The organism is Bradyrhizobium sp. CCBAU 53340 (genome assembly GCF_015291645.1).
In the GTDB taxonomy this organism is placed as follows: domain Bacteria; phylum Pseudomonadota; class Alphaproteobacteria; order Rhizobiales; family Xanthobacteraceae; genus Bradyrhizobium.
In genome coordinates this window covers 859,255-881,683 of record NZ_CP030055.1, presented here as the reverse complement: position 1 = coordinate 881,683, position 22,429 = coordinate 859,255, and the positions used below count along the sequence as shown (strand labels likewise).

Sequence of the window (22,429 nt, the reverse complement as noted above, 5' to 3'; positions counted from 1 at the left end):
TGAAGGTGCGGCGATGACAGCACTTCGCTCGTCATCGCAATGCAATGAGAGCGTGAGGCGCGATCACCGGATGCAAGTCGACACCTTACATCGGAAGAACGGCAAGTTTCGGCGTCAATCGCGTGTACCGAAATGGCGCGCCCGGAACGATTCGAACGTCCGACCCTCAGATTCGTAGTCTGATGCTCTATCCAGCTGAGCTACGGGCGCGTTTTTCGCTGATAGTGCGGGCGAGGCCCGCACGCAGCCTTCCGGACAGCGCCGGAGGGGGTGCGAAAGAGCGCTCTGACTATCCGCTCTTGGCGGCGTTGGCAAGGTCCGGGATGGGGAGATTTTGCAGAGGGATGACGGTTTTCCGTCATTCCGGGATGGCCGAAGGGACAGGCCCGGAATCCATAACCCCAGCTGGTGGTTATGGAATTCCGGGCTCGCGCTACGCGCGCCCCGGAATGACGAATGGTGGGTAGGCAAGGGCACCGGAAATATCGGCCTTTGGCCGACTAGGCCCGCTGTCGCTCGTTGCGGATGGAGAGGAGTTCCACGGGGCGGTCGGGAATGACGATCCGGAAGGTGGCGCCGATGGTGCCTTCGACCAGGTGGATGTCGCCGCCATGGGCGCGCACCAGCTCGGCTGCGATGGCAAGGCCGAGCCCGCTGCCGCCGGGGCGGCCGGAGGTCTGGAACGCCTCGAACAGGTGCTCCCGCGTCTTCTGGGGCACGCCGGGGCCGGTATCCGAGACCTCCAGGATCGCGACCGCGCCTTCGCGTTTACCGGTGATCCGGATCTGCTGCGGGCCGCCATCGCCGGAGGCATGGCTTTCCAGCGCCTGGGCGGCGTTGCGCACGAGGTTGAGCAGCACGCGGAACAGCTGGTCGGGATCGGCATCGACCGAAAGACCGCGCTCGATCGCGGCAACCCAGGCGATCGTGGCATCATTGGCAAGACCCGCAGTCTCCCGCACCTCGAGCACGACAGGCTCGATCAGCATCATGCGGCGATCGGGCGCGGCCTCCTGGGCGCGGCCGTAGGACAGCGTCGACTGGCAGAAGGCGATGGCGCGCTCGAGCGAACGCACGAGCTTCGGTGCAAAGCGCTGCACCCTGGGATCGGGCACGCTGGCGAGCTGATCCGACAGCAGCTGGGCCGAGGCCAGCAAATTGCGCAGATCGTGATTGATCTTCGAGACGGCGAGGCCCAGCGCGGCAAGCCGGCTCTTTTGATGCAGCATCGACATCAGGTCGCGCTGCATGTCGGACAATTCGCGCTCGGCAACGCCGATTTCGTCGCTACGCTGGCTCGGCACGATGATCCGCGCCGAGCTTTCAGGGTTCTCGTGGAAGCCGACCAGGCTCGCGGTCAGCCGCCGCATCGGCCGCACGAACAGATAATGGAGCGCAAGATAGACGAGACCGGCGGTCAAAATGCCGATGATCAGCGCGACCACCACGACATTGCGCGAGAAGCGGTACATCGACTGCCGCAGCGGCAGATCGTCGGTCACGATCTCGATGAACTGGGCATTGCCGACGCCGGGGCCGACGATGCGGATCGGCTGGTTGCCGGTCTCCAGCATCATCTGGAATGAGCCGGTGATGGCCTGCCACACCGTCATGTCGCGCAGGTCGATGTCGTGCTCGATCGTCGCGGGCAGATTGTCGCTGGCGAGCAGGCGGCGCTGCTGGCCCATCTTGATCGCGACCGCGCGCGCATTGATGCTTTTCAGGATCTGGCGCGACAGCGAATCCGGCACCATGCCGAGCGGCGCCGCATCGAGCACCAGGGCTGCCGTATTTGCGGCGGCGACGCGGTCGTTGAGCCGGTTGACCCAGAAGTTGGCGATCGCGGGGACGTAGAGCAGGACGGCTGCGATCATCACCAGGGGGACGGTCAGCAGCAAAAGCTTGCCTGATAGCCCAAGCCCGCCCGGCCCGCGCGTCCGGGCCGCCGGCTGGTCCGGCTGATCCAAATCGCGATCCAGCGCTTGATCCAGGTCCTGACTCAGGCCCTGATCCGAAGTCTGGGTCGGCTGCTGGAGGTCGGTCGTTGCCACGAGGTTCGCCCCTGCTGGCCTTCTGATAACGCTTGGCTGATGGAGGATGCGACCCGCCCCTGGGGGTGGTCAAATTACGGATCGCTAATCTGCCGAGGTGGGATGTAGGCGCTGATATCGCCATCCGCCACCTCAAGGGTTAAAAACCCCAAAGAAGCAGCGATATTCAGCGGAACTGCGCGGTCCTGCGGCGTTGACGAAAACAAGAGGCTCCCTTATAAGCCGCGCAAATTGTCCGCGATGACCCGGTGCGACACCGGGAGCGGCTCTTCTGGGGCCGGAAACGGCCCGTTTTGAGCCGCAACTTCGGGACTTTACCATCAATTCTACAGGCAAATTGCCCGGTCAGCGGAGAAAAACCCGTGAAGCGGACTTATCAACCCAGCAAACTGGTGCGCAAGCGCCGTCACGGTTTCCGTGCCCGTCTCGCCACTGCCGGCGGCCGCAAGGTTCTCGCCGCCCGCCGCGCCCGCGGCCGCAAGCGTCTGAGCGCCTGAGCCGGACCCCCTTTTCCGGGATTTCATCATGGATCGGCTGAGGCAGCGAGCGGATTTCCTCGCCGTTGCCAATGGCGCGCGGGTGAACAGTCCCGCGTTCGTCCTGCAAAGCCGTCGTCGCGACGACCTTGGTCCTGTCAGGATCGGCTTCACCGTTACCAAAAAGAACGGCAACGCCCCCGAACGCAATCGCATCCGGCGCCGGCTTCGCGAATTGGTGAAGCGGCTCGATACGGTGTCGATGCAACCCCATCATGATTATGTGCTGGTCGGCCGCAGGGACGCGCTCTCGCGCGACTTCACGACCATGCTCGACGATCTGCGCATAGCGTTCACGAAGCCCGTGCGGCATACGGCCAAAGGATCTGACAAGGGACGCGGGCCAAATCCAAGGCCCGGCCCCGCCGCCAGCCGCAAACCGGATTGATGACGAGACCATAGTGATGACCGACAATCGCAATACCATCCTCGCCGTCATTCTGTCCGGCCTGGTGCTGATCGCCTGGCAGTACTTCTACAATGTACCGGCGATGGAGAAGCAGCGCGCCCAGCAGCAGGCGCAGGCCGAGCTGCAAAAGGCCAATCCGCAACCGACGGCCTCGGCAACGCCGGGCGCTACGCCGCAGGCCGGGACGACGACGCCCACCACCGCACCGGGCGCGAACCAGCAGGTCCAGCCGACCGTCAGCCGCGATGCCGCGATCGCCGCGAGCCCGCGCGTGAAGATCGACACCCCGCGCCTCGCCGGCAGCATCGCGCTGAAGGGCGGCCGCATCGACGACCTCGCGCTGCTGCAATTCCGCGAGACGGTCGACCCTAAATCGCCGCCGATCATCCTCTATTCGCCCTCGGGCACGGCAGAACCCTATTACGCCGAGTTCGGCTGGGTGGCGGCGACGGGCGTGACGTCGAAGATGCCTGACGCCCAAACCGTCTGGCAGCAGGACGGCAGCGGCAGCCTGACGCCGACGACCCCGGTGGTGCTCAAATGGGACAACGGCGAGGGCCTCAGCTTCCGCCGCACAATTTCAGTCGACGATCACTATCTCTTCACCGTCAAGGACGATGTGAGCAATGTCGGCAACGCGCCTGTTACGCTCTACCCCTACGCGCTGATCTCCCGCCACGGCACGCCGCACGTCTCCGGCTATTACATCCTGCATGAGGGCCTGATCGGCTATCTCGGCGAGCGCGGCTTGCAGGAATACGCCTACAAGAAGATCGACGAAGCCAAGCAGGTCGACTTCAAGGCCACCAATGGCTGGCTCGGCATGACCGACAAGTACTGGGCTTCGGCGCTGCTGCCCGACACCGGTGCGCAGCTTCAGGCGAAGTTCTCCTCGAACCTCGCCGGCAATGTCCACACCTACCAGACCGACTATCTGCTCGACCCCGTCACCGTCGCGATCGGCGGCAGCGCAACCGCGAATGCGCGGCTGTTCGCCGGCGCCAAGGAAGCCAGCGTCGTCGGCGTGTTCCCGTTCGCCGGGCTCGGCGGCTACAACAAGGAGCTCGGCCTCAACCATTTCGATCTCTTGATCGATTGGGGCTGGTTCTACTTCATCACCAAGCCGATGTTCCTCGGCCTCGACTTCTTCTACCGCTTCTTCGGCAATTTCGGCGTCTCGATCCTGCTCGTGACGGTGATCGTGAAGCTGTTGTTCTTCCCGCTGGCCAACAAGTCCTACGCCTCGATGGCGAAGATGAAGTCGATCCAGCCGCAGCTGCAGGCGCTGAAGGAGCGCTACCCCGACGACAAGGTGAAGCAGCAGCAGGAGATGATGGAGATCTACCGCAAGGAGAAGATCAATCCGGTTGCCGGCTGTCTTCCCGTGGTGATCCAGATCCCGGTGTTCTTCTCGCTCTACAAGGTGCTGTTCGTCACCATCGAGATGCGGCACGCGCCATTCATCGGCTGGATCAAGGACCTCTCGGCGCCCGATCCGACCAATCTGTTCACGCTGTTCGGCCTGATTCCGTTCGATCCGACCACGGTCCCGGTGTTCGGCCACTATCTGGCGCTCGGCATCTGGCCGATCATCATGGGCATCACGATGTGGTTCCAGATGAAGCTGAATCCGACACCGCCGGATCCGACGCAGCAGATCATCTTCAACTGGATGCCGCTGATCTTCACCTTCATGCTGGCGGGCTTCCCGGCGGGCCTCGTGATCTACTGGGCCTGGAACAACACGCTCTCCGTGATCCAGCAGAGCTTCATCATGCGCCGCAACGGCGTGAAGGTGGAGCTGTTCGACAATCTCAAGTCAACGTTCGCAAGGAAGGCGACGTAGCCGTCATTGCGAGCGCAACTGCCTCTACGTCGTCATGCCCGGGCTCGTCCCGGGCATCCACGTTTAGGAGGGCGCCTTGCGGACAGGCGTGGATGGCCGGGACATTTCAATGGGAAGACGCGCTTCGCGCTTTTGCCCGGCCATAACGAGAGGATAGACCGGTCGGATGAACGACAAGACCGACGACAAAGATGCGAAGCTGATCGAAGCCGGGCGCAAGCTGTTCGCCCGCGACTGGCAGTTCATCTGGGCCTCGCCCTCGATCCAGACGCTGCCGCCGATGGCGGGACCGGAGATCGCCTTTGCCGGCCGCTCCAACGTCGGCAAGTCGAGTCTGATCAATGCGCTGACGGGCCGTAATGCGCTGGCGCGCACCTCGCACACGCCGGGCCGCACCCAGGAGCTGATCTTCTTCGAGGTCCCCGGAAAGACCGACCTCCGCCTCGTCGACATGCCCGGCTATGGCTATGCCAAGGCGCCGAAGAGCCAGGTCGCGTCCTGGACCGAGCTGATCCACACATTCCTGCTGGGACGCGCCTCGCTCGCGCGCGTCTACGTGCTGATCGATGCACGCCATGGCCTCAAGGATGTCGATCTCGAAGTGCTGAAGACGCTCGACCGCTCGGCCGTCAGCTACCAGATCGTGCTGACCAAGGCCGACCAGGTGAAGGCTTCCGAGCTGCAATCGCGCATCACCGAGACGGAAGCCGCGCTCGCCAAGCATCCGGCCGCATTCCCGAACGTGATCGCGACCTCGTCGCGCTCGTCGACCGGCATGGTCGAGCTGCGCGCCGCCATGGCCAAGCTGCTGGAAGAGCGGAGCGCGCAATGACGCGCCTGCTGATTGCACTCGCTGGCTTGATGGGCGCCGCCGGCGTCGCGCTGGCCGCGGCCGCAGCCCACGGCACCGACGCCAGCCGGCTTGCCTCCGCAAGCGCCATGCTGCTGTTTCATGCAACTGCCATATTGGCGGTGGCAGCCTTGCTCGCGCGCGGCCTTCTGCACGGCGGAATAGGCCTGATCGCCGCGTTCGGCTTCGTGATCGGCGCTGCGCTGTTCGCGGGCGACCTCAGCTTGCGGCAATATGCGGGGCATTCACTGTTTCCGATGGCGGCACCATCAGGCGGAACGGTGATGATCTTGGGCTGGCTGGCGCTGACGCTGGCGGCGATGGTGGCGAAGACGTGACGCTCCATCTTACCCTCCCCTGGAGGGGGAGGGTCGCTACGCATGCAGCGAAGCGAAATGCGTAGCGGGGTGGGGTGACAGTCGTTCCGCAGAAGCGGTGCCCGAGTGGAGAGATCACCCCACCCCGCTCGCGCTTCGCGCGACCGACCCTCCCCCTCCAGGGGAGGGTAAGAGCGAACACCACTTTGCGCCTCGCCCGCCAATCGGATAGAACGCGAACCCGCGTTAGTCCCGCCAGCGAGATCCGCCTCATGACCGAAATCTCCCCGCTCGACCAGGCCCGCATCCTGTCCGAAGCGCTGCCGCACATGCAGCAGTACGACGAAGAAACCATCGTCATCAAATATGGCGGCCATGCCATGGGCGATGAGGAGACGGCGAAGAATTTTGCCCGCGACATCGTGCTGCTCGAGCAGACCGCGATCAATCCTGTCGTGGTGCATGGCGGCGGGCCGCAGATCGCGACCATGCTCAAGCGCCTCGGCATCGTCTCGGAATTCGCAGCCGGCCTGCGCATCACCGATGCCGCGACCATCGAAATCGTCGAGATGGTGCTCGCCGGCTCCGTCAACAAGCAGATCGTCGGCTACATCAACGAGGCCGGCGGCAAGGCCGTGGGGCTCTCCGGCAAGGATGGCAATATGGTGAAGGCGTCGAAGACGACGCGCACCATCATCGATCCGGACTCGAACATCGAGAAGGCAATCGATCTCGGCTTCGTCGGCGACCCCGAGAAGGTCGATCTGACGCTGCTCAACCAGCTGATCGGCTATGAGCTGATCCCGGTGCTGGCGCCGCTCGCGACCTCGAAAGAGGGCCAGACGCTGAACATCAATGCCGACACTTTTGCGGGCGCTGTCGCTGGCGCGCTGAAGGCAAAACGCCTGCTGCTGCTCACCGACGTGCCTGGCGTGCTCGACAAGTCGAAGAAGCTGATCCCGCAGCTGTCGGTGAAGGACGCCCGCAAACTGATCGCCGACGGCACCATTTCCGGCGGCATGATCCCGAAGGTCGAGACCTGCATCTACGCGCTGGAGCAGGGCGTCGAGGGTGTCGTCATCATCGACGGCAAGATGCAGCACGCGGTGCTGCTCGAGCTCTTCACCAACCAGGGCACGGGAACGCTGATCCACAAGTGAGGCAGGAGCGGACAAAGAAAGCCGTCATGGCCGGGCTTGTCCCGGCCATCCATGGCCTTTTGTCCAACACCAAGAACGTGGATGCCCGGCACAAGGCCGGGCATGACGAATTGAGGGCTCGGGGACATCACCGCTCTCCCCTCACCCGCTTCCTGATGACGCTACCGGCCGCGGTCGTCTCGTTCTTCTTCTCCTCCGCGCCGGCCTTCGCTGATCTGAAGATCTGCAACCGCATGTCCTATGTCGTCGAGGCCGCGATCGGCATCGATGACAAGGCGGCGACCGCGACGCGCGGCTGGTTCAGGATCGATCCGGCCAGCTGCCGCGTGGTGGTGCAGGGCACGCTCACCGCCGACCGAATCCTGCTCAACGCCCGTGCGCTCGGCGTCTACGGCTCCTCGCCGATCCCGCAGAACGGCAACGATATGCTGTGCGTGGCACGGGACAATTTCGTCATCGCGGCCGCGCGGCAGTGCCGCAGCGGCCAGACGCAGGCTCCCTTTACCCAGATCATGCCGACGCAAGGCGACGACGGCAATCTCGTCGCCTATCTCGCCGAGGATTCCGAATATGACGACGAGCAGGCGCGGCTCGCCGGCATCCAGCGGCTGCTGGTGATTGCAGGCTACGACGTCGGCGCGATCGATGGCGTCGACGGACCGAAGACGCAAGCCGCCCTCGCTGCTTTCCTGAAGAGCCGGGGGCTTTCCTCCGACGCGGCCAACTCGCCGACTTTTTTCAAGACCATGGTCGAAGCGGCGCAGACGCCGTCCACGACCGGGCTCACCTGGTGCAACGACACGCCGCACAAGGTGATGGCGGCGGTCGCGACCGACGACGGCAAATCGGTGACCAGCCGCGGCTGGTATCGCATCGATCCCAAGACCTGCCTGCATCCCGATGTGACCGGCCAGCCAAAGCAGATCTTCAGCTTCGCGGAAGCCGTCGATAGCGACAACCGCGCCATCAAGCTGAAGGACAAGCCGCTGAACTGGGGCGGCGATAAGCAGCTCTGCACGCGCGAAACCAAGTTCGAGACCAATGAGCAGACCGATTGCGGTGCCCGCGGATTTGCTGCGACGGGATTTGGCGCGGTGGACATGTCGAGCGGTGGCAAGACACTGCGGTTTGCGTTGCCGTGATGGTGGCGCCCACAAACACCGGTGTCGTCCCCGCGAAGGTGGGGACCCATTACCACAGGACCGAGTTATGGCGCGCGATGCCAACTACGCGTCTTCGCAAAACCCCTCCCTGGGGTTATGGGTCCCAGATCTGCGCTTCGCTTGTCCGGGACGACAGCGGAGAATGGGCGACGTTTGCGTGTAGAAGATAGAGTATTGAAATGACCCAACCCCGCGCCTTCGCCCACGTCGACACCTGGGTGTTCGATCTCGACAACACGCTCTATCCGCATCACGTCAACCTGTGGCAGCAGGTCGACGCCAGGATCGGCGAGTTCGTGTGCAACTGGCTGAACGTGACGCCCGCAGAAGCACGCAACATCCAGAAGGATTATTACCGGCGCTTCGGCACCACCATGCGCGGTATGATGACCCTGCATGGCGTGCACGCCGACGACTATCTCGCTTACGTGCACAAGATCGATCATTCGCCGCTCGAGCCGAACCCGGCGCTCGGCGCTGCCATCACAAAGCTGCCGGGACGCAAGCTGATCCTGACCAACGGCTCGGTCGACCATGTCGATGCGGTACTGGCGCGGCTTGGCCTGGCCACGCATTTCGACGGCGTATTCGACATCATCGCCGCCGAATTCGAGCCGAAGCCGGCGCCGCAGACCTATCGCAAATTCCTCTCGGACCATTCGGTCGATCCCACCCGCGCCGCCATGTTCGAAGACCTCGCGCGCAACCTCACCGTTCCGCACGAGCTCGGCATGACTACGGTGCTGGTGGTGCCCGATGGCACAAGGGAAGTGGTGCGCGAGGACTGGGAACTGGAAGGGCGCGACGCCGCTCACGTCGATCACGTCACGGACGATCTGGCGGGGTTTTTGGCCGGGTTGTCGCACCCTAGATAGCCGTCATACCCCGCGAAGGCGGGGTATCCAGTAATCACCGCCATCTCGATTTATCACGACCGCCGCGGCGTACTGGATCACCCGCTTTCGCGGGTGATGACAGCGAACCAAGCTTGACTCCCCTAGCCCAAATCCCGAAAAAGCGCCCCAATCCAGCAAAATTCCCTGATCCGAAGAGGAAATCCCGATGTCCCTGTCCGCCCTGGAATCCACCATCAACAGCGCTTTCGAGGCGCGTGACGGCATCTCGACCTCGACCAAGGGCGAGGTCCGCGACGCCGTGAACCAGTCGCTGGAGATTCTGGACAAGGGCGAGGCGCGCGTTGCCGAGCGCGGCGCTGACGGCAAGTGGAAGGTCAATCAGTGGCTGAAGAAGGCCGTGCTGCTCTCCTTCCGCCTCAACGACATGGACGTCATTCCCGGCGGACCTGGCCAGGCCAACTGGTGGGACAAGGTGCCCTCGAAATTCGAAGGCTGGGGCCCGAACCGTTTTCGCGACGCCGGCTTCCGCGCCGTGCCGGGCGCCGTGGTGCGCCGCTCGGCCTTCATCGCCAAGAACGTCGTGCTGATGCCGTCCTTCGTCAATCTCGGCGCCTATGTCGATGAAAGCACCATGGTCGACACCTGGGCCACCGTCGGCTCCTGCGCGCAGATTGGCAAGCGCGTCCACATCTCCGGCGGCGCCGGCATCGGCGGCGTGCTCGAGCCGCTGCAGGCCGAGCCCGTGATCATCGAGGACGATTGCTTCATCGGCGCACGTTCCGAGGTCGCCGAAGGTGTCATCGTGCGCAAGGGCGCGGTGCTGGCGATGGGCGTGTTCCTGGGCGCCTCGACCAAGATCGTCGACCGCGAGACCGGCGAAATCTTCATGGGCGAGGTGCCGGAATATTCGGTGGTGGTGCCCGGCGCGCTGCCCGGCAAGCCGATGAAGAACGGCCAGATCGGCCCGAGCACCGCCTGCGCCGTGATCGTCAAGCGCGTCGACGAGCGCACGCGGTCGAAGACCAGCATCAACGAGCTGCTGCGGGATTAAGACCACGAACCAGACGTCCTCACCGTCACCCTGAGGTGGCCGCCTCTTCGGCGGCCCTCGAAGGGCGACGGCCCGGCTGCGGCTGCATCTCGGCCGCTCATCCTTCGAGGCTTGCTCGACGGCGCAGACGCGCCGCCGAGCGCGCGCCTCAGGATGACGGGTCGGTCGGATAGCCCGATCGAACCCACCCTCCCTCCATCGCGACCAATCTTCGGGCGGCGCCTCCCGCCCGGAGCCTTTCGCATGGACTGGACCTGGTATCTCTTCCGTTTCGACGGCCGCATCAACCGCGCTTTGCTGTGGCAGGCGCTGTTGATCGTCGCGCTGCTGGCGGGCTTGCTGGAGATCGCCGGTCAGATCATCGGAATTCTCGGAGGGACGAGGTCCACCTTAAAGCTCGGCATCGAGCTCGATTTCGACTTCGGTCTCGACGACCTCTTCAAACTGGTCGATCCCCGCGCCTCCCACTCGCTGGCCGCCGATCTGGCGACCTCGATCCTCAAAGCGTCGGGCATGGCGTTGTTCTTCTGGATCTATCTCGCGACGGCGATCAAACGATTGCATGATCGCGACAGGAGCGGCTGGTGGATCGTTCCGTTCTTCTTCATGCCCGGCCTGTTCAGCCAGTTCTCGGACCTGCTGCCTAACTCCTCCTGGATGCTTCCCTTCACCCTGACCGCCGCGCTCCTGTGGCTATGGGGCCTCGTCGAAATGTTCTGCCGGCCCGGCACCTCGGGCCACAACCGGTTCGGTCCTGATCCGCTCCTCGAGATCGAGGACAGTTCGGCATCGGCCACGCCTCCTGCGAAAAGTTGGGACTAGAGCCGCGAGCTCGAATTCGTGCCGCCCAGCGCTAGCCCACCCGGCGGCATGCATGTTAAGCGGGGCTCATGACCGATGCTCTCTCCATTGCCCGCGACCTCATCCGCTGCCCGTCAGTAACCCCTGAAGACGCCGGTGCGCTCGGCGTGCTCGAGAAGGCGCTGAGCGCGGCCGGCTTCACTTGCCACCGCGTGACCTTCAGCGAGGACGGCACCGCCGACGTCGACAATCTCTATGCGCGGATCGGCACCGACGGCCCGCACATCACCTTTGCCGGCCACACCGACGTGGTGCCGCCCGGCGACGAGAGCGCCTGGAGCGTCGGCGCGTTCTCGGGCGAGGTCAAGGACGGCTTCCTGCACGGCCGCGGCGCGGTCGACATGAAGGGCGGCATCGCCTGCTCGGTCGCCGCCGTGCTGGAGCATCTCGCCGCCAACGGCGGCAAACCGCGCGCGGACGGGACCGGCTCGATCTCGTTCCTGATCACCGGTGACGAGGAAGACGTCTCGATCAACGGCACCATCAAGCTGTTGAAATGGGCCGCGGAGCGCGGCGAGCAGTTCGACCATTGCGTTCTCGGCGAGCCCTCCAATGTCGAGACCCTCGGCGACACCATCAAGGTCGGCCGCCGCGGCTCGCAATCGGGCACGCTCGTCGTCGACGGCGTGCAAGGCCATGTGGCCTATCCGCACCGCGCGGCCAACCCCGTGCCGGATATTTCGCGGTTGATCGTGGCGATCTCGGACGAGCCGCTCGACAACGGCAGCGCGCAGTTCCAGGCCTCCAATCTGGAATTCGTCTCGGTCGACGTCGGCAACAAGGCGTTCAACGTCATCCCCGGCGAGGCCCGCGCCAGATTCAACATCCGCTACAACGACAACCATACGCAAGCATCCTTGCGCGAGCTGGTCGAGGCGCGCCTCGCCAAAGCCTGCGGCAACCGCATCAAGGCCCGCATCGTCTGGGAGCCATCGAACTCCAACGTATTCGTGACCAAGCCGGGCCCGTTCACTGACCTTGCGGTGTCGGCGATCGAAGAGGTGACGGGCCGCAAGCCTGAGCTGTCGACCTCAGGCGGCACCTCGGATGCCCGTTTCATCTCGAGCTATTGCCCAGTGATCGAATTCGGCCTGGTCGGCCAGACCATGCACCAGATCAACGAGCGCGTGCCGGTGACGGATCTGGAGAAGCTGACCAAGGTGTATCGCGGGATACTGACGCGGTATTTTGGGTAGGGCGCAGTCTTCGCCAAGCATTCCGCTGTCATCGCCCGGCTTGACCGGGCGATCCAGTACTCCGAAACGATTGTGATAGAACCGAGAGGCCGCGGCGTACTGGATGCCCCGGTCAAGCCGGGGCATGACACCAAGTGTGTGGCGAGAGCGCGCTTTCGACGCGCACACGTACCTCAATAATCCACCTTTATCAGATACAGCCCTTCCGGCGGCGCGACGATGCCGCAGGCGGCGCGGTTGCGGGCGGCGAGCGCTGCGGAGAGATCGTCCGCGGTCCAGCGTCCCTCGCCGACCCAGACCAGCGATCCCACCATCGAGCGCACCTGGCTGTGCAGGAACGAGCGCGCCGAGGTGACGATGATGATCTCGCGGCCGTCGCGCGTGACGTCGAGCTGATCGAGCGTCTTCTCCGGCGACTTGGCCTGGCACTCGGTGTCGCGAAAGGTCGTGAAATCATGCTTGCCGAGCAGGCGCTGAGCGGCGGCATGCATGGCGTCGGCATCGAGCCGGCGCGGCACGCGCCAGGCGTGGCCGACGTCGAGCGCGAGATTGGCGCGGGTGTTGATGACGCGGTAGCGGTAGTGGCGTTTCACCGCCGAGAAGCGCGCCTCGAACGTATCGGGCACGATCTCGGCCTCGAGCACCGCGATCGGATGCGGGCGCAGATGCGCGTTCAACCCATCGCGAAAGCGTCCAGGTGGAAACTGCTTCTCGACATCGACATGCGCGACCTGGCCGCGCGCATGCACACCGGCATCGGTGCGGCCGGCGCCGTGCACGCGCAAATCGGCACCGGTCATCGCCTTCACGGCTGCTTCCAACGCGCCCTGCACCGACGGCAGCGTGTCCTGGATCTGCCAGCCGAAGAACGGCGCGCCGTCATATTCGATGGTGAGCTTGTAGCGGGGCATCAGACCAGCCGCATCGGCGGCTCAACCTTCACGCCGCGCAGGAAGTCAGTGGCCGGCATCCGCGCCTTGCCTTCGCGCTGAAGCTCGAGAATGCGTATGGCGCCCTCGCCGCACGCGATAGTGAGCTGATGATCCAGCACCGTGCCCGGCTCTCCCGATCCCTTCGCAAGCTCACAGCGCAGGATTTTGACGCGCGCATTTTCGTTGACGCCTGAGAGTTCGGTCCAGGCACCGGGAAACGGCGAAAGACCGTGGATATGGCGCAGCACCGCGTGCGCAGGCTTGCTCCAGTCGATCCGCGCCTCGGCCTTGTCGATCTTGGCAGCGTAGGTGACGCCGTCCTCGCTCTGCTTCTTCAGCTGCAGCCCGCCGCGGTCGAGCGCCGCCATCGCGCGCACCATCAGGTCGGCACCGAGACGGGAGAGGCGATCGTGCAGATCGGCCGCGGTCATGTTGTCCGTGATGGCAAGACGCTCGGCCATGGCGACGTCGCCGGTATCCAGGCCGACATCCATCTTCATCACCATGACGCCGCTCTCGGCATCGCCGGCCATGATCGCGCGGTTGATCGGCGCGGCACCGCGCCAGCGCGGCAGCAGCGAAGCGTGAAGGTTGTAGCAGCCGAGCTTCGGCGCATCGAGGATCGCCTGCGGCAGGATCATGCCATAGGCGACGACGACTGCGGCATCGGCCTCAAAGGCACCGAATTCGGCAAGCGCTTCCTGCGTCTTCAGCGTCTTCGGCGTCAGCACAGGCACGCCGAGTTTTCGCGCAGCTTCCTCGACCGGGGTCGGCTGCATCTGCAGCCCGCGCCGGCCGCCCGGCTTCGGCGCGCGGGTGTAGACGGCCACGATCTCGTGGCCATGCGCGACGAGCTCGAGCAGCGTCGGCACGGAGAAATCGGGCGTGCCCATGAAGATCAGGCGGAGGGGCATGTGGCTGCGTTCGGTGAGAGTTCTGGTTCTCCGTCATGCCCGGGCTTGTCCCGGGCATCCACGGTCTTGGTGACAAAGCAAGCAAGGCGTGGATGGCCGGGTCAAGCCCGGCCATGACGACGTGTGAGAGCCGGGCTCTACTCCCCCGCGCGCTTGGCGGCTTTCTCGAACTTCTTGATGACGCGGTCGCGCTTGAGCTTTGAGAGATAGTCGACGAACAGCACGCCGTTGAGATGGTCGATCTCGTGCTGGATGCAGGTGGCGTAGAGGCCTTCGGCGTCCTCCTCGTGCACCTTGCCGTCGAGATCGGTGAAGCGCACCCGCACCTTCGCCGGGCGCTCGACCTCCTCGTAATATTCGGGGATCGAGAGGCAACCTTCCTCGTAGACCGAAAGCTCTTCGGACGAGCTGAGGATCTCGGGGTTGATGAAAACACGCGGCTCCGGCTTGGTCTCGCCGTCCTGGTTGGGCTTGGCGAGGTCCATGGTGATCAGCCGCAGCGGCTGCGCGATCTGGATCGCAGCGAGGCCAATGCCGGGCGCGTCGTACATGGTTTCGAACATGTCGTCGGCAAGCTTGCGGATCTCCGACGTGACCTTCTCGATCGGCTTGGAGACGAGGCGCAGCTGCTTGTCGGGCAGGATGATGATTTCTCTGAGGGCCATGGCGGGCGATTTAAGCCGCGCGCGACAAGCGGTCAATGCGGCCGGGAACACGTTAACGGTTCGCTAACCATAAAACTTCAGCTTTCGTTAACCATAAAAATGAGGGGGCCGTTAGCCCCACCGTTCTCTCTTCGTTCGCTCTGGGCTGCGAATCGGCTAGAAGGGCAGCCATGAACGAGATCATTTTCATGCTGGGCGACTGGCCGGTGCGCGGAATCGATGTGCTGATCGGCTTCGGCGCCCTCGTACTCATCCTGCTGGTGGTGATTGCCGTGGTGATCGCCAGGTCCGGGCGGCGGGGCGCGGAACTCGCGATGGCGAGCGCGATCCGGGCCGACGAGCTGGAAGAGCGCCTCGCCCAGGTGCTGCACGCGCAGAGCGAGGCCTCCGGCCGGGTCGACGCCATGACCCAGACGCTCGCCGGGCGCCAGGCCGAGATGGCGCGGGCGGTGAACGAGCGGCTGGATTCGGTGACCCACCGGGTCGGCCAGTCCATGGAACATTCGACCCGCAACACCATGGAGAGCCTGCGCGCGCTGCACGAGCGGCTCGGCATCATCGACAGCGCGCACAAGAACCTGACTGACCTCACCACGCAGGTGACGACCTTGCGCGACGTGCTCGCCAACAAGCAGTCGCGCGGCGCGTTTGGACAAGCGCGGATGGAGGCGATCGTCCAGGACGGCCTGCCGAAGGGGTCCTACGAATTCCAGTTCACGCTTTCGACCGGCAAGCGGCCCGATTGCGTGGTGTTCCTGCCCGACCAGCGCCCGCTCTGCATCGACGCGAAATTCCCGCTGGAGGCGATGACCGCGCTGCACGATGCCCGCACCGACGAAGAGAAGCGCCTCGCCACGCAGCGGCTACGCGGCGACGTGATGAAGCATGTCAGCGACATCGCGGAAAAATACCTCGTCACCGGCGAGACCCAGGAGATGGCGCTGATGTTCGTGCCATCGGAATCGGTCTACGCCGAGATCCATGACGGTTTCGACGACGTGATCCAGAAGGCCTATCGGGCCCGCGTCGTGCTGGTATCACCCTCGCTTCTGATGCTGGCGATCCAGGTGATGCAGCAGATCATGAAGGACGCGCGCATGCGCGATGCCGCCGACCAGATCCAGACCGAAGTGATCAAGCTTGGCGACGATCTCGGCCGTCTGCGCGACCGCGTGCTGAAATTGCAGAAGCACTTCGCCGACGCCAACGAGGACGTCCGCCAGATCCTGATCTCCGCCGACAAGATCGAGAAGCGGGCGGGCCGGATCGAGGAGCTCGATTTCAGCAAGACCGATGCGCCCGAGGGCCCGCGGCTGGTGGCGACGGGTGCGGGCGAGCTGTTTCCGCGGAAGCTCCAGGCGGGGGAGTAGTTCTCAGCCGTCATGGCCGGGCTTGTCCCGGCCATCCACGGTCTTTTCAACGGCACGAGGAACGTGGATGCCCGGGACAAGCCCGGGCATGACGGTATTTGTGGCCGAGGCATCACGGCCAGAATCTGCTAACACCTCCCCATGACCGCACCCGACGCGACTTCTTCCGGCGCCCCCGAGGCCCCTTCGACCTCCTGGCGTGACAGTCTCGCTGTCTACCTGCAGCCGCGGGTGCTGATCGTGCTGTTCCTCGGCTTCTCCTCCGGGCTGCCTCTGGCGCTGTCGGGCTCGACGCTGCTGGTGTGGCTGCGGGAGGCCGGCGTTGATCTCGAGACCATTGGAAAGTTCGCGCTGGTCGGTACGCCCTACACGCTGAAATTCCTCTGGGCGCCGCTCGTCGACGCACTGCACGTGCCGGCGTTCACCCGTGCCTTCGGCCGCCGCCGTGGCTGGCTGTTGTTCTCGCAACTGCTGCTGATCGTTGCCATCCTGCTGCTCGCGGTTACCGATCCGGGACGCTCGATCTTCTTCGTGGCTCTTGCCGCTCTCCTCGTCGCCATGACGTCGTCGACGCAGGACATCGTGGTCGACGCCTTCCGCGTCGAGAGCCTGCCGGAAAGCGAGCAGGCGGCTGGCATGGCCTCCTATGTCGCGGCCTATCGCATCGGCATGCTGGTTTCGACCGCGGGCGCGCTGTTCATCGTCTCCGGCTTCGAGAGCAGCGGCATTGCCCGCCCGTCGGCCTGGATGTGGGGCTATGTGGTGATGGCGGCGATGGTCCTGATCGGGACCATTACGGCACTGGTCGCGACCGAGCCCGAGCAGTCCGTACGGGCGGAAGCAGCGACGCACGACGAGACCGCGTTCACGCGCGTGCTGCAGGCGACGATCGGCGCCTTCTCGGAATTCCTGTCGCGCAAGGACGCGATTGCCGCGCTTGCCTTCGTCGTGCTGTTCAAGTTCACCGACGCGTTCTCCGGCACGATGACGGCACCGTTCGTGATCGACCTCGGCTTCACCCGTAATGACTATGCGGCGATCGTGAAGGGCGTTGGCCTCGCTGCGACGCTGATCGGCGGCTTTGCCGGCGGCTTTGTCGCGCGGCGTTATTCGCTGGCGGCATCGCTCTGGATCGGCGGCATGGCGCAGGCGCTGGCGAATCTCACCTTCTCCTGGCTCGCTGTGGTCGGCACCAATCAATGGGCGCTGGCGCTCGCGATCTGCGCCGAGAATTTTACCAGCGCCATCGGCACTGTGATCTTCGTCGCCTATCTCTCCGCGCTGTGCCAGAACCCGCTGCACACCGCGACGCAATACGCGCTGCTGACCGCGCTCGCCGCGGTGGGGCGGACCTATCTTTCGGCCGGCGCAGGCTATGTCGCACACGCGACCGGCTGGCCGCTGTTCTTCGTGATCTGCGTGCTGGTGGCGATCCCGAGCCTGGTGCTGCTGACCTGGCTGCAGAAGCGCGGACATTTCGAGGCGCTGGGGCCGGTGCGAGTTTAGGGCGAGCACGCGCCGCAGCCGCAATGCCGTAGGGTGGGCAAAGGCGCGACGCGCCGTGCCCACCATTTCTCCCGGTCGTCAACAGTGCGTGGGCACGCTTCGCTTTCCCTACGGCACCTCGCCTGCCGCCCCTTACTTCTTCACCAAGCTCCACTTCGTTACCACGGCCTCGCTCATCTGGCCGGGATCGCTGGCGCAGGCGATCTCGTCCACCTTCACCGAGATCTCCTTGCCGACGAACGATTTCAGCTGCGAGGCCTGCGCGTCGCTGGAGGTGACGAGCTGGAAGGTCTCGGGTCCGGTCTCGAGATCGCACAGCCCGTTCGGCGCCGGCAGGCGGCGCGGCTCGGAGGTGATCTGGTACATCGCAACACGCTTGCCGGCGTTCTTGACGTCGCGGATCTTCATGGCGTTCAGCTCGCCCGAGAGCACCTCGCCGGCGCTGATCGGCTTGCCGGGCTTCGCGGGCGGCGGCGCCTCGTCGTCCTGCTGCGCGGCGATGGCCGGCGTCACCAGCAGCAGCATCGTCGCGACCAAAGCGAAGCGTGTGGCGAAAAGTTTCGTCATGTCGTCCGTTCCGTGAAGTCTGGATGGAAGTTCTTGTTTTGACGCGTTTTCTTCACGCGAACCGGTATCCACTTCGCTCGAAAACGCTCTAGAACAGGGTCCGCTGCCGCATCGCGGCCGATAGCGTGCCCTCGTCGAGATAATCAAGCTCACCGCCGACAGGCACACCGTGCGCGAGCCGGGTGACCTTGACGTTGGCGTCCTGAAGCAGGTCGGTGATGTAATGCGCCGTGGTCTGGCCGTCGACTGTGGCATTCAGCGCCAGGATGATCTCGTGCACCTCGGGTGCATGGGCACGGGCGACCAGTGCGTCGATGGTGAGGTCCTGCGGACCGACGCCGTCGAGCGGCGACAATGTCGCGCCGAGCACGTGATAGCGGCCTTGCGTCGCGTTGGCCCGCTCCAGCGCCCAGAGATCGGCGACGTCGGCGACGACGACGATGATCGCGGGGTCGCGCTTCGGATCGGTGCAGACGGTGCAGGGATTTTGCGTGTCGATATTGCCGCAGGTCTTGCAGACCTGGACCTTGTCCAGCGCGACCTGCAAGGCCGACGACAGCGGCATCATCAGCGCTTCGCGCTTCTTGATCAGATGCAGCGCCGCGCGCCGCGCGGAGCGCGGGCCCAAACCCGGCAGCCGTGCGAGAAGCTGGACCAGCCGCTCGATTTCGGGACCTGCAACCGCGCCCATCTTACTGGCCGAACAGCCCCGGCGGCAGGCCGAGTCCGCCGGTCAGCGACTGCATCTTCTCCTGCATTGCGGCCTCCGCCTTGCGGCGGGCATCACTGAGCGCGGTGACGAGCAGGTCTTCCAGCACCTCGCGCTCTTCGGCCTTCATCAGCGAGGGATCGATCTTGACGCCCTTGACGTCCATCTTCGCGGTCATGCGCACGGCGACGAGACCGCCGCCGGAGATGCCCTCGACCTCCACATTGCCGAGCTGCTCCTGCATCTCCTGCATCTTGGATTGCAGCTGCGCTGCCTGCTTCATCATGCCGAGAAAATCAGCCATGGGTGTTCGTCCTTGGAAAGAGTGGCTCAGAGATCGTCGTCGGCTTCGGAACCGTCGATCGGATCATCAGAGCCATAGTCGGCGTTAATATCGGATTCCGGCGTCTCGGGGGCAAGCTTGCGGACCTCGACGACCTTCGCACCGGGGAAGCGCGCCAGCACCTCCTGCACGCGCGGATCAGCTTCCGCCGTGCGCGCATGTTCCTGCTTGGCGGCCTGATTCATCGAGCGCAGCGTCGGCTGGCCCTGCTCGTTGGAAACGATCACGGTCCAGCGCCGGCCGGTCCACAGCTCGAATTTTTTCGCGAGCTCGGTGATCATGGTCTTGGCGGCGTTCGGCTCGAGCGCGATTTCGAGCCGGCCCTCCTCGAAACGGACGAGCCGCATGTCGCCTTCGAGCGCGCTCTTGGTCATGAGGTCGCGCTTCTGCCCGGCGAGCGCAACGAGCTGGGTGAAGCTGGTGACGCGCAGCTGGGGCGCAGCCCCTTGCGGATCCGGCGCGGGCGCCGCCATCTGCGGCCGGGCACCGCCGCCAAACGCTGAGGGCGATGAGGTCGGCATGCGAACGGGCGCGGCTGACGCGACCGGCACCGCGGACGCCGTCGGCGCAGCCGGCGCGCTGCTGCGGGCGCTACTTCCGCTACTCACGACCGGCGAGCCGCCGCCGTTCTGCTCCAGCATCCGGATGGCTTCGTCCGGCGTCGGCAAATCGGCGACATAGGCGATGCGCACCAGCACCATCTCGGCAGCTGCCGCGGGCCGCGTCGCCGCCTGCACCTCGGTGATGCCCTTGAGCAGCATCTGCCACATCCGCGACAGCACGCGCATCGAGATCTTCGAGGCGAACTCCTTCGCGCGGACGCGCTCGGTCTCGCCATAGGCGACATTGTCGGCGGTCGCCGGTACGATCTTCACGCGGGTGACGAAATTGACGAACTCCGCAAGGTCCGAGAGCACGACGATGGGATCGGCTCCGACATCGTACTGGTCGCGGAACTCCTTGAAGGCCGCTGCAATGTCACCGCGCGCCAGCGAATCGAACAGATCAATGACGCGGGTCCGGTCAGCAAGGCCGAGCATCTGCCTGACCGCATCCGCCTTCACCTGGCCCGCCGCATGCGCGATCGCCTGGTCCAGCAGCGACAGCGAATCGCGCACCGAGCCTTCCGCGGCGCGGGCGATAATGCCGAGCGCCTCGGGCTCGATCTCGACGCTCTCCTTGGCCGCGATATTGGCGAGGTGCTTCATCAGGACGTCGGCCTCGACGCGGCGCAGGTCAAATCGCTGGCAGCGCGACAACACCGTGACCGGAACCTTGCGGATCTCGGTCGTCGCGAACACGAACTTGGCGTGCTCCGGCGGCTCCTCCAGCGTCTTCAGGAAGGCGTTGAACGCCGCCGTCGACAGCATGTGGACTTCGTCGATGATGTAGACCTTGTAGCGAGCGCTGGCCGGCGCATAGCGCACGCTGTCGTTGATCTGGCGGACGTCGTCGACGCCGGTATGCGAGGCCGCGTCCATCTCCAGCACGTCCATGTGCCGGCTTTCCATGATCGCCTGGCAATGCACGCCCAAGGTCGGCATGTGGATGGTCGGGCCTTTCACCGAGCCGTCCGGCATCTCGTAGTTGAGCGCCCGGGCGAGGATGCGCGCAGTGGTGGTCTTGCCGACACCACGGACGCCGGTGAGGATCCAGGCCTGCGGAATACGCCCGGTCTCGAACGCATTGGAGACGGTGCGGACCACGGCCTCCTGGCCGATCAGATCGTCGAAGCTCGAGGGGCGGTATTTGCGCGCCAGCACCCGGTAGGGCGCGTTGCCGGCCGGGCCGGCGCTGTCAGGATTTTGAGGGGCGCCAGCGTCGGTCATCGGTCAATCCGCAATGGAATGTCTCTCGGCTGGCTTTTGCGGACAGGAGCGCGCTGGCGGGAAGCCCGCCGGCGCAATTCGCTCGAAAAAACAGGTAGGAGACTGACGAGCGACCCGATCCGGACCTCGTTAGGGCTGCTTCCTTCCGGACCTGACCCGGTTGGCGAGTGGCTCGTCCACCGCCAATCTCCCGGTCCCTATTTGGGGCCAAAGGGAGCGGAAAGCAAGCGGGTATCGGCTTGAAGAGCTTGATCTTGCCCAGCATCCGGGCAATTCCGGGCCTGCCCAGCCGATAGGCTGTGCTTTCGTCGTCCGGGCTGCCTTGATAAGAACGCTGCCGGAACCCTTCCAACCAGAAAAGCGATTGATCCCAATGGTTACACGTCGTGATGTTGCATCGATTGTCGGGCTTGGCGCCATCAGCGCAGCCGCCGCGGGCGCGCTGGCCTCCCCGGCCGTGGCCCAGGCTGCCGATCCCAACGAATCGACCTTTGCCCGCATCCGCCGCACCAAGAAGATGCGGATCGGCGCGGTCGGCGGCGGCGCGCCCTATTACATGAAGGATCTCGCCAGCGGCCAATGGAAGGGCTTTTACATCGACATTGCGAAAGGCCTCGCCGACGACATGGAGGCCGAGCTGGAGATCACCGAAACCACCTGGGGCAATTCGGTGCTCGACCTGCAATCCAACAAGATCGACATCTTCTTCGGCCTGAATCCGACCCCGAAGCGCGCGCTGGTGATCGACTTCTCGGTGCCGGTCTTCAACAACGCCTTCGGCATCCTCTGCAAGAAGGACTTCAAGCCGAAGAGCTGGGCCGAGCTGAACTCGCCCGACATCAAGATTGCGGTCGACCAGGGCTCCTCGCACGACCAGGTCGTCAGCCGCCTGACGCCGAAGGCGCAGATCACCCGGCTGAAGACCGCTGATGATGCCACCGCCGCGCTCCAGACCGGCCGCGTCGACGCGCAGTGCCTGATCACCATGCTGTCGCTGACCGTGCTGAAGAAGAACCCCTCGCTCGGCCAGTTCGTGCTGCCGACGCCGATTTTCGCGACGACCTCGAATGCCGGCTTCCGCCGCGAGACCGACAAGACCTTTCGCGACTACGTCAACACCTGGATCGACTTCAACAAGGGCCTCGGCTTCATCCGCAACGCCATCATCACCAACATGGAGCTGGTGGGCGTGACGGAGGCGGACATTCCGCCGGGCGTTTCGTTGTAAGGTGTGGTGAGCACCTCAGCATCCGCAACGTCATGGCCGGGCTTGCCCCGGCCATCCACGCCTGACCCG

At 64.7% G+C, this 22,429-nt stretch carries 22 protein-coding genes, 1 tRNA gene and 1 other RNA gene; 14 read left to right on the top strand and 10 right to left on the bottom strand.

The window, feature by feature from the left end:
• Positions 1-133: 133 nt before the first annotated feature.
• Positions 134-210 (bottom strand) — tRNA-Arg (locus XH89_RS04115).
• Positions 211-500: 290 nt separating this feature from the next.
• Positions 501-1,967, bottom strand: a complete 1,467-nt coding sequence (locus tag XH89_RS04110; RefSeq protein ID WP_194468364.1) for a sensor histidine kinase — start codon at positions 1,965-1,967, stop codon at positions 501-503.
• Between the two features lie 446 nt (positions 1,968-2,413).
• Here XH89_RS04110 and rpmH point away from each other — a divergent pair, with 446 nt between their 5' ends.
• From rpmH to dapE, 11 genes are all read left to right on the top strand, one after another.
• Positions 2,414-2,548: a 50S ribosomal protein L34 gene (gene rpmH / locus XH89_RS04105; protein WP_008542748.1), complete on the top strand. Its 135-nt coding sequence runs from the start codon at positions 2,414-2,416 to the stop codon at positions 2,546-2,548.
• 28 nt (positions 2,549-2,576) lie between these two features.
• On the top strand, positions 2,577-2,975 hold the full coding sequence (gene rnpA, locus XH89_RS04100; RefSeq protein ID WP_194465851.1) for a ribonuclease P protein component: 399 nt from the start codon (positions 2,577-2,579) through the stop codon (positions 2,973-2,975).
• Positions 2,976-2,991: 16 nt separating this feature from the next.
• Positions 2,992-4,842, top strand: coding sequence for a membrane protein insertase YidC (yidC, locus tag XH89_RS04095; protein WP_194465850.1), 1,851 nt, complete (start codon positions 2,992-2,994; stop codon positions 4,840-4,842).
• 166 nt (positions 4,843-5,008) lie between these two features.
• A complete protein-coding gene (gene yihA, locus XH89_RS04090) occupies positions 5,009-5,674 on the top strand; it encodes a ribosome biogenesis GTP-binding protein YihA/YsxC (RefSeq protein ID WP_194465849.1) in 666 nt (221 codons plus the stop codon).
• Positions 5,671-6,030, top strand: coding sequence for a DUF423 domain-containing protein (locus tag XH89_RS04085; protein WP_194465848.1), 360 nt, complete (start codon positions 5,671-5,673; stop codon positions 6,028-6,030). The genes yihA and XH89_RS04085 overlap by 4 nt, the downstream gene beginning before the upstream one ends.
• A gap of 251 nt (positions 6,031-6,281) precedes the next feature.
• Positions 6,282-7,169: an acetylglutamate kinase gene (gene argB / locus XH89_RS04080; protein ID WP_194465847.1), complete on the top strand. Its 888-nt coding sequence runs from the start codon at positions 6,282-6,284 to the stop codon at positions 7,167-7,169.
• 155 nt (positions 7,170-7,324) lie between these two features.
• A complete protein-coding gene (locus tag XH89_RS04075; protein ID WP_194468363.1) occupies positions 7,325-8,311 on the top strand; it encodes a DUF1036 domain-containing protein in 987 nt (328 codons plus the stop codon).
• A 200-nt stretch (positions 8,312-8,511) separates the two neighbouring features.
• A complete protein-coding gene (locus XH89_RS04070; RefSeq protein ID WP_194465846.1) occupies positions 8,512-9,207 on the top strand; it encodes a pyrimidine 5'-nucleotidase in 696 nt (231 codons plus the stop codon).
• A gap of 187 nt (positions 9,208-9,394) precedes the next feature.
• Positions 9,395-10,240, top strand: a complete 846-nt coding sequence (gene dapD, locus XH89_RS04065; protein WP_194465845.1) for a 2,3,4,5-tetrahydropyridine-2,6-dicarboxylate N-succinyltransferase — start codon at positions 9,395-9,397, stop codon at positions 10,238-10,240.
• A gap of 243 nt (positions 10,241-10,483) precedes the next feature.
• Positions 10,484-11,062 carry a DUF805 domain-containing protein gene (locus XH89_RS04060; RefSeq protein WP_246767732.1) on the top strand — a complete coding sequence of 193 codons (579 nt, stop codon included), beginning with the start codon at positions 10,484-10,486 and terminating at the stop codon, positions 11,060-11,062.
• A 68-nt stretch (positions 11,063-11,130) separates the two neighbouring features.
• Positions 11,131-12,297 carry a succinyl-diaminopimelate desuccinylase gene (gene dapE / locus XH89_RS04055; RefSeq protein WP_194465844.1) on the top strand — a complete coding sequence of 389 codons (1,167 nt, stop codon included), beginning with the start codon at positions 11,131-11,133 and terminating at the stop codon, positions 12,295-12,297.
• A gap of 173 nt (positions 12,298-12,470) precedes the next feature.
• On the opposite strand, the gene truA is transcribed toward dapE, so the two are convergent.
• From truA to def, 3 genes are all read right to left on the bottom strand, one after another.
• A complete protein-coding gene (truA, locus tag XH89_RS04050) occupies positions 12,471-13,208 on the bottom strand; it encodes a tRNA pseudouridine(38-40) synthase TruA (protein WP_194465843.1) in 738 nt (245 codons plus the stop codon).
• Entirely contained in the window at positions 13,208-14,143 is a 936-nt protein-coding gene (gene fmt, locus XH89_RS04045) for a methionyl-tRNA formyltransferase (RefSeq protein WP_194465842.1), read from the bottom strand. The genes truA and fmt overlap by 1 nt, the downstream gene beginning before the upstream one ends.
• A gap of 137 nt (positions 14,144-14,280) precedes the next feature.
• Positions 14,281-14,808, bottom strand: a complete 528-nt coding sequence (gene def, locus XH89_RS04040) for a peptide deformylase (protein WP_194465841.1) — start codon at positions 14,806-14,808, stop codon at positions 14,281-14,283.
• A gap of 170 nt (positions 14,809-14,978) precedes the next feature.
• On the opposite strand from def, the gene XH89_RS04035 reads away from it, so the two are divergent.
• Positions 14,979-16,178 (top strand): DNA recombination protein RmuC, encoded by a 1,200-nt coding sequence (locus tag XH89_RS04035; RefSeq protein WP_194465840.1) that lies wholly within the window; start codon positions 14,979-14,981, stop codon positions 16,176-16,178.
• Positions 16,179-16,319: 141 nt separating this feature from the next.
• Positions 16,320-17,684, top strand: coding sequence for an MFS transporter (locus XH89_RS04030; RefSeq protein WP_194465839.1), 1,365 nt, complete (start codon positions 16,320-16,322; stop codon positions 17,682-17,684).
• A gap of 132 nt (positions 17,685-17,816) precedes the next feature.
• Here XH89_RS04030 and XH89_RS04025 read toward each other — a convergent pair whose 3' ends face one another.
• From XH89_RS04025 to ffs, 5 genes are all read right to left on the bottom strand, one after another.
• Positions 17,817-18,251 carry a hypothetical protein gene (locus XH89_RS04025; RefSeq protein WP_194465838.1) on the bottom strand — a complete coding sequence of 145 codons (435 nt, stop codon included), beginning with the start codon at positions 18,249-18,251 and terminating at the stop codon, positions 17,817-17,819.
• 88 nt (positions 18,252-18,339) lie between these two features.
• Complete coding sequence (recR, locus tag XH89_RS04020; protein ID WP_018643446.1) at positions 18,340-18,942, bottom strand: recombination mediator RecR; 603 nt, start codon at positions 18,940-18,942, stop codon at positions 18,340-18,342.
• A gap of 1 nt (position 18,943) precedes the next feature.
• Positions 18,944-19,264, bottom strand: a complete 321-nt coding sequence (locus XH89_RS04015) for a YbaB/EbfC family nucleoid-associated protein (RefSeq protein WP_194465837.1) — start codon at positions 19,262-19,264, stop codon at positions 18,944-18,946.
• Between the two features lie 26 nt (positions 19,265-19,290).
• A complete protein-coding gene (locus XH89_RS04010) occupies positions 19,291-21,132 on the bottom strand; it encodes a DNA polymerase III subunit gamma/tau (protein WP_194465836.1) in 1,842 nt (613 codons plus the stop codon).
• 94 nt (positions 21,133-21,226) lie between these two features.
• An RNA gene (gene ffs, locus XH89_RS04005) (signal recognition particle sRNA small type) lies at positions 21,227-21,323 on the bottom strand.
• A 182-nt stretch (positions 21,324-21,505) separates the two neighbouring features.
• Between ffs and XH89_RS04000 the strand changes: the two genes are divergently transcribed.
• Positions 21,506-22,360 (top strand): transporter substrate-binding domain-containing protein, encoded by an 855-nt coding sequence (locus XH89_RS04000; protein ID WP_194465835.1) that lies wholly within the window; start codon positions 21,506-21,508, stop codon positions 22,358-22,360.
• The last annotated feature ends 69 nt before the right edge of the window (positions 22,361-22,429 follow it).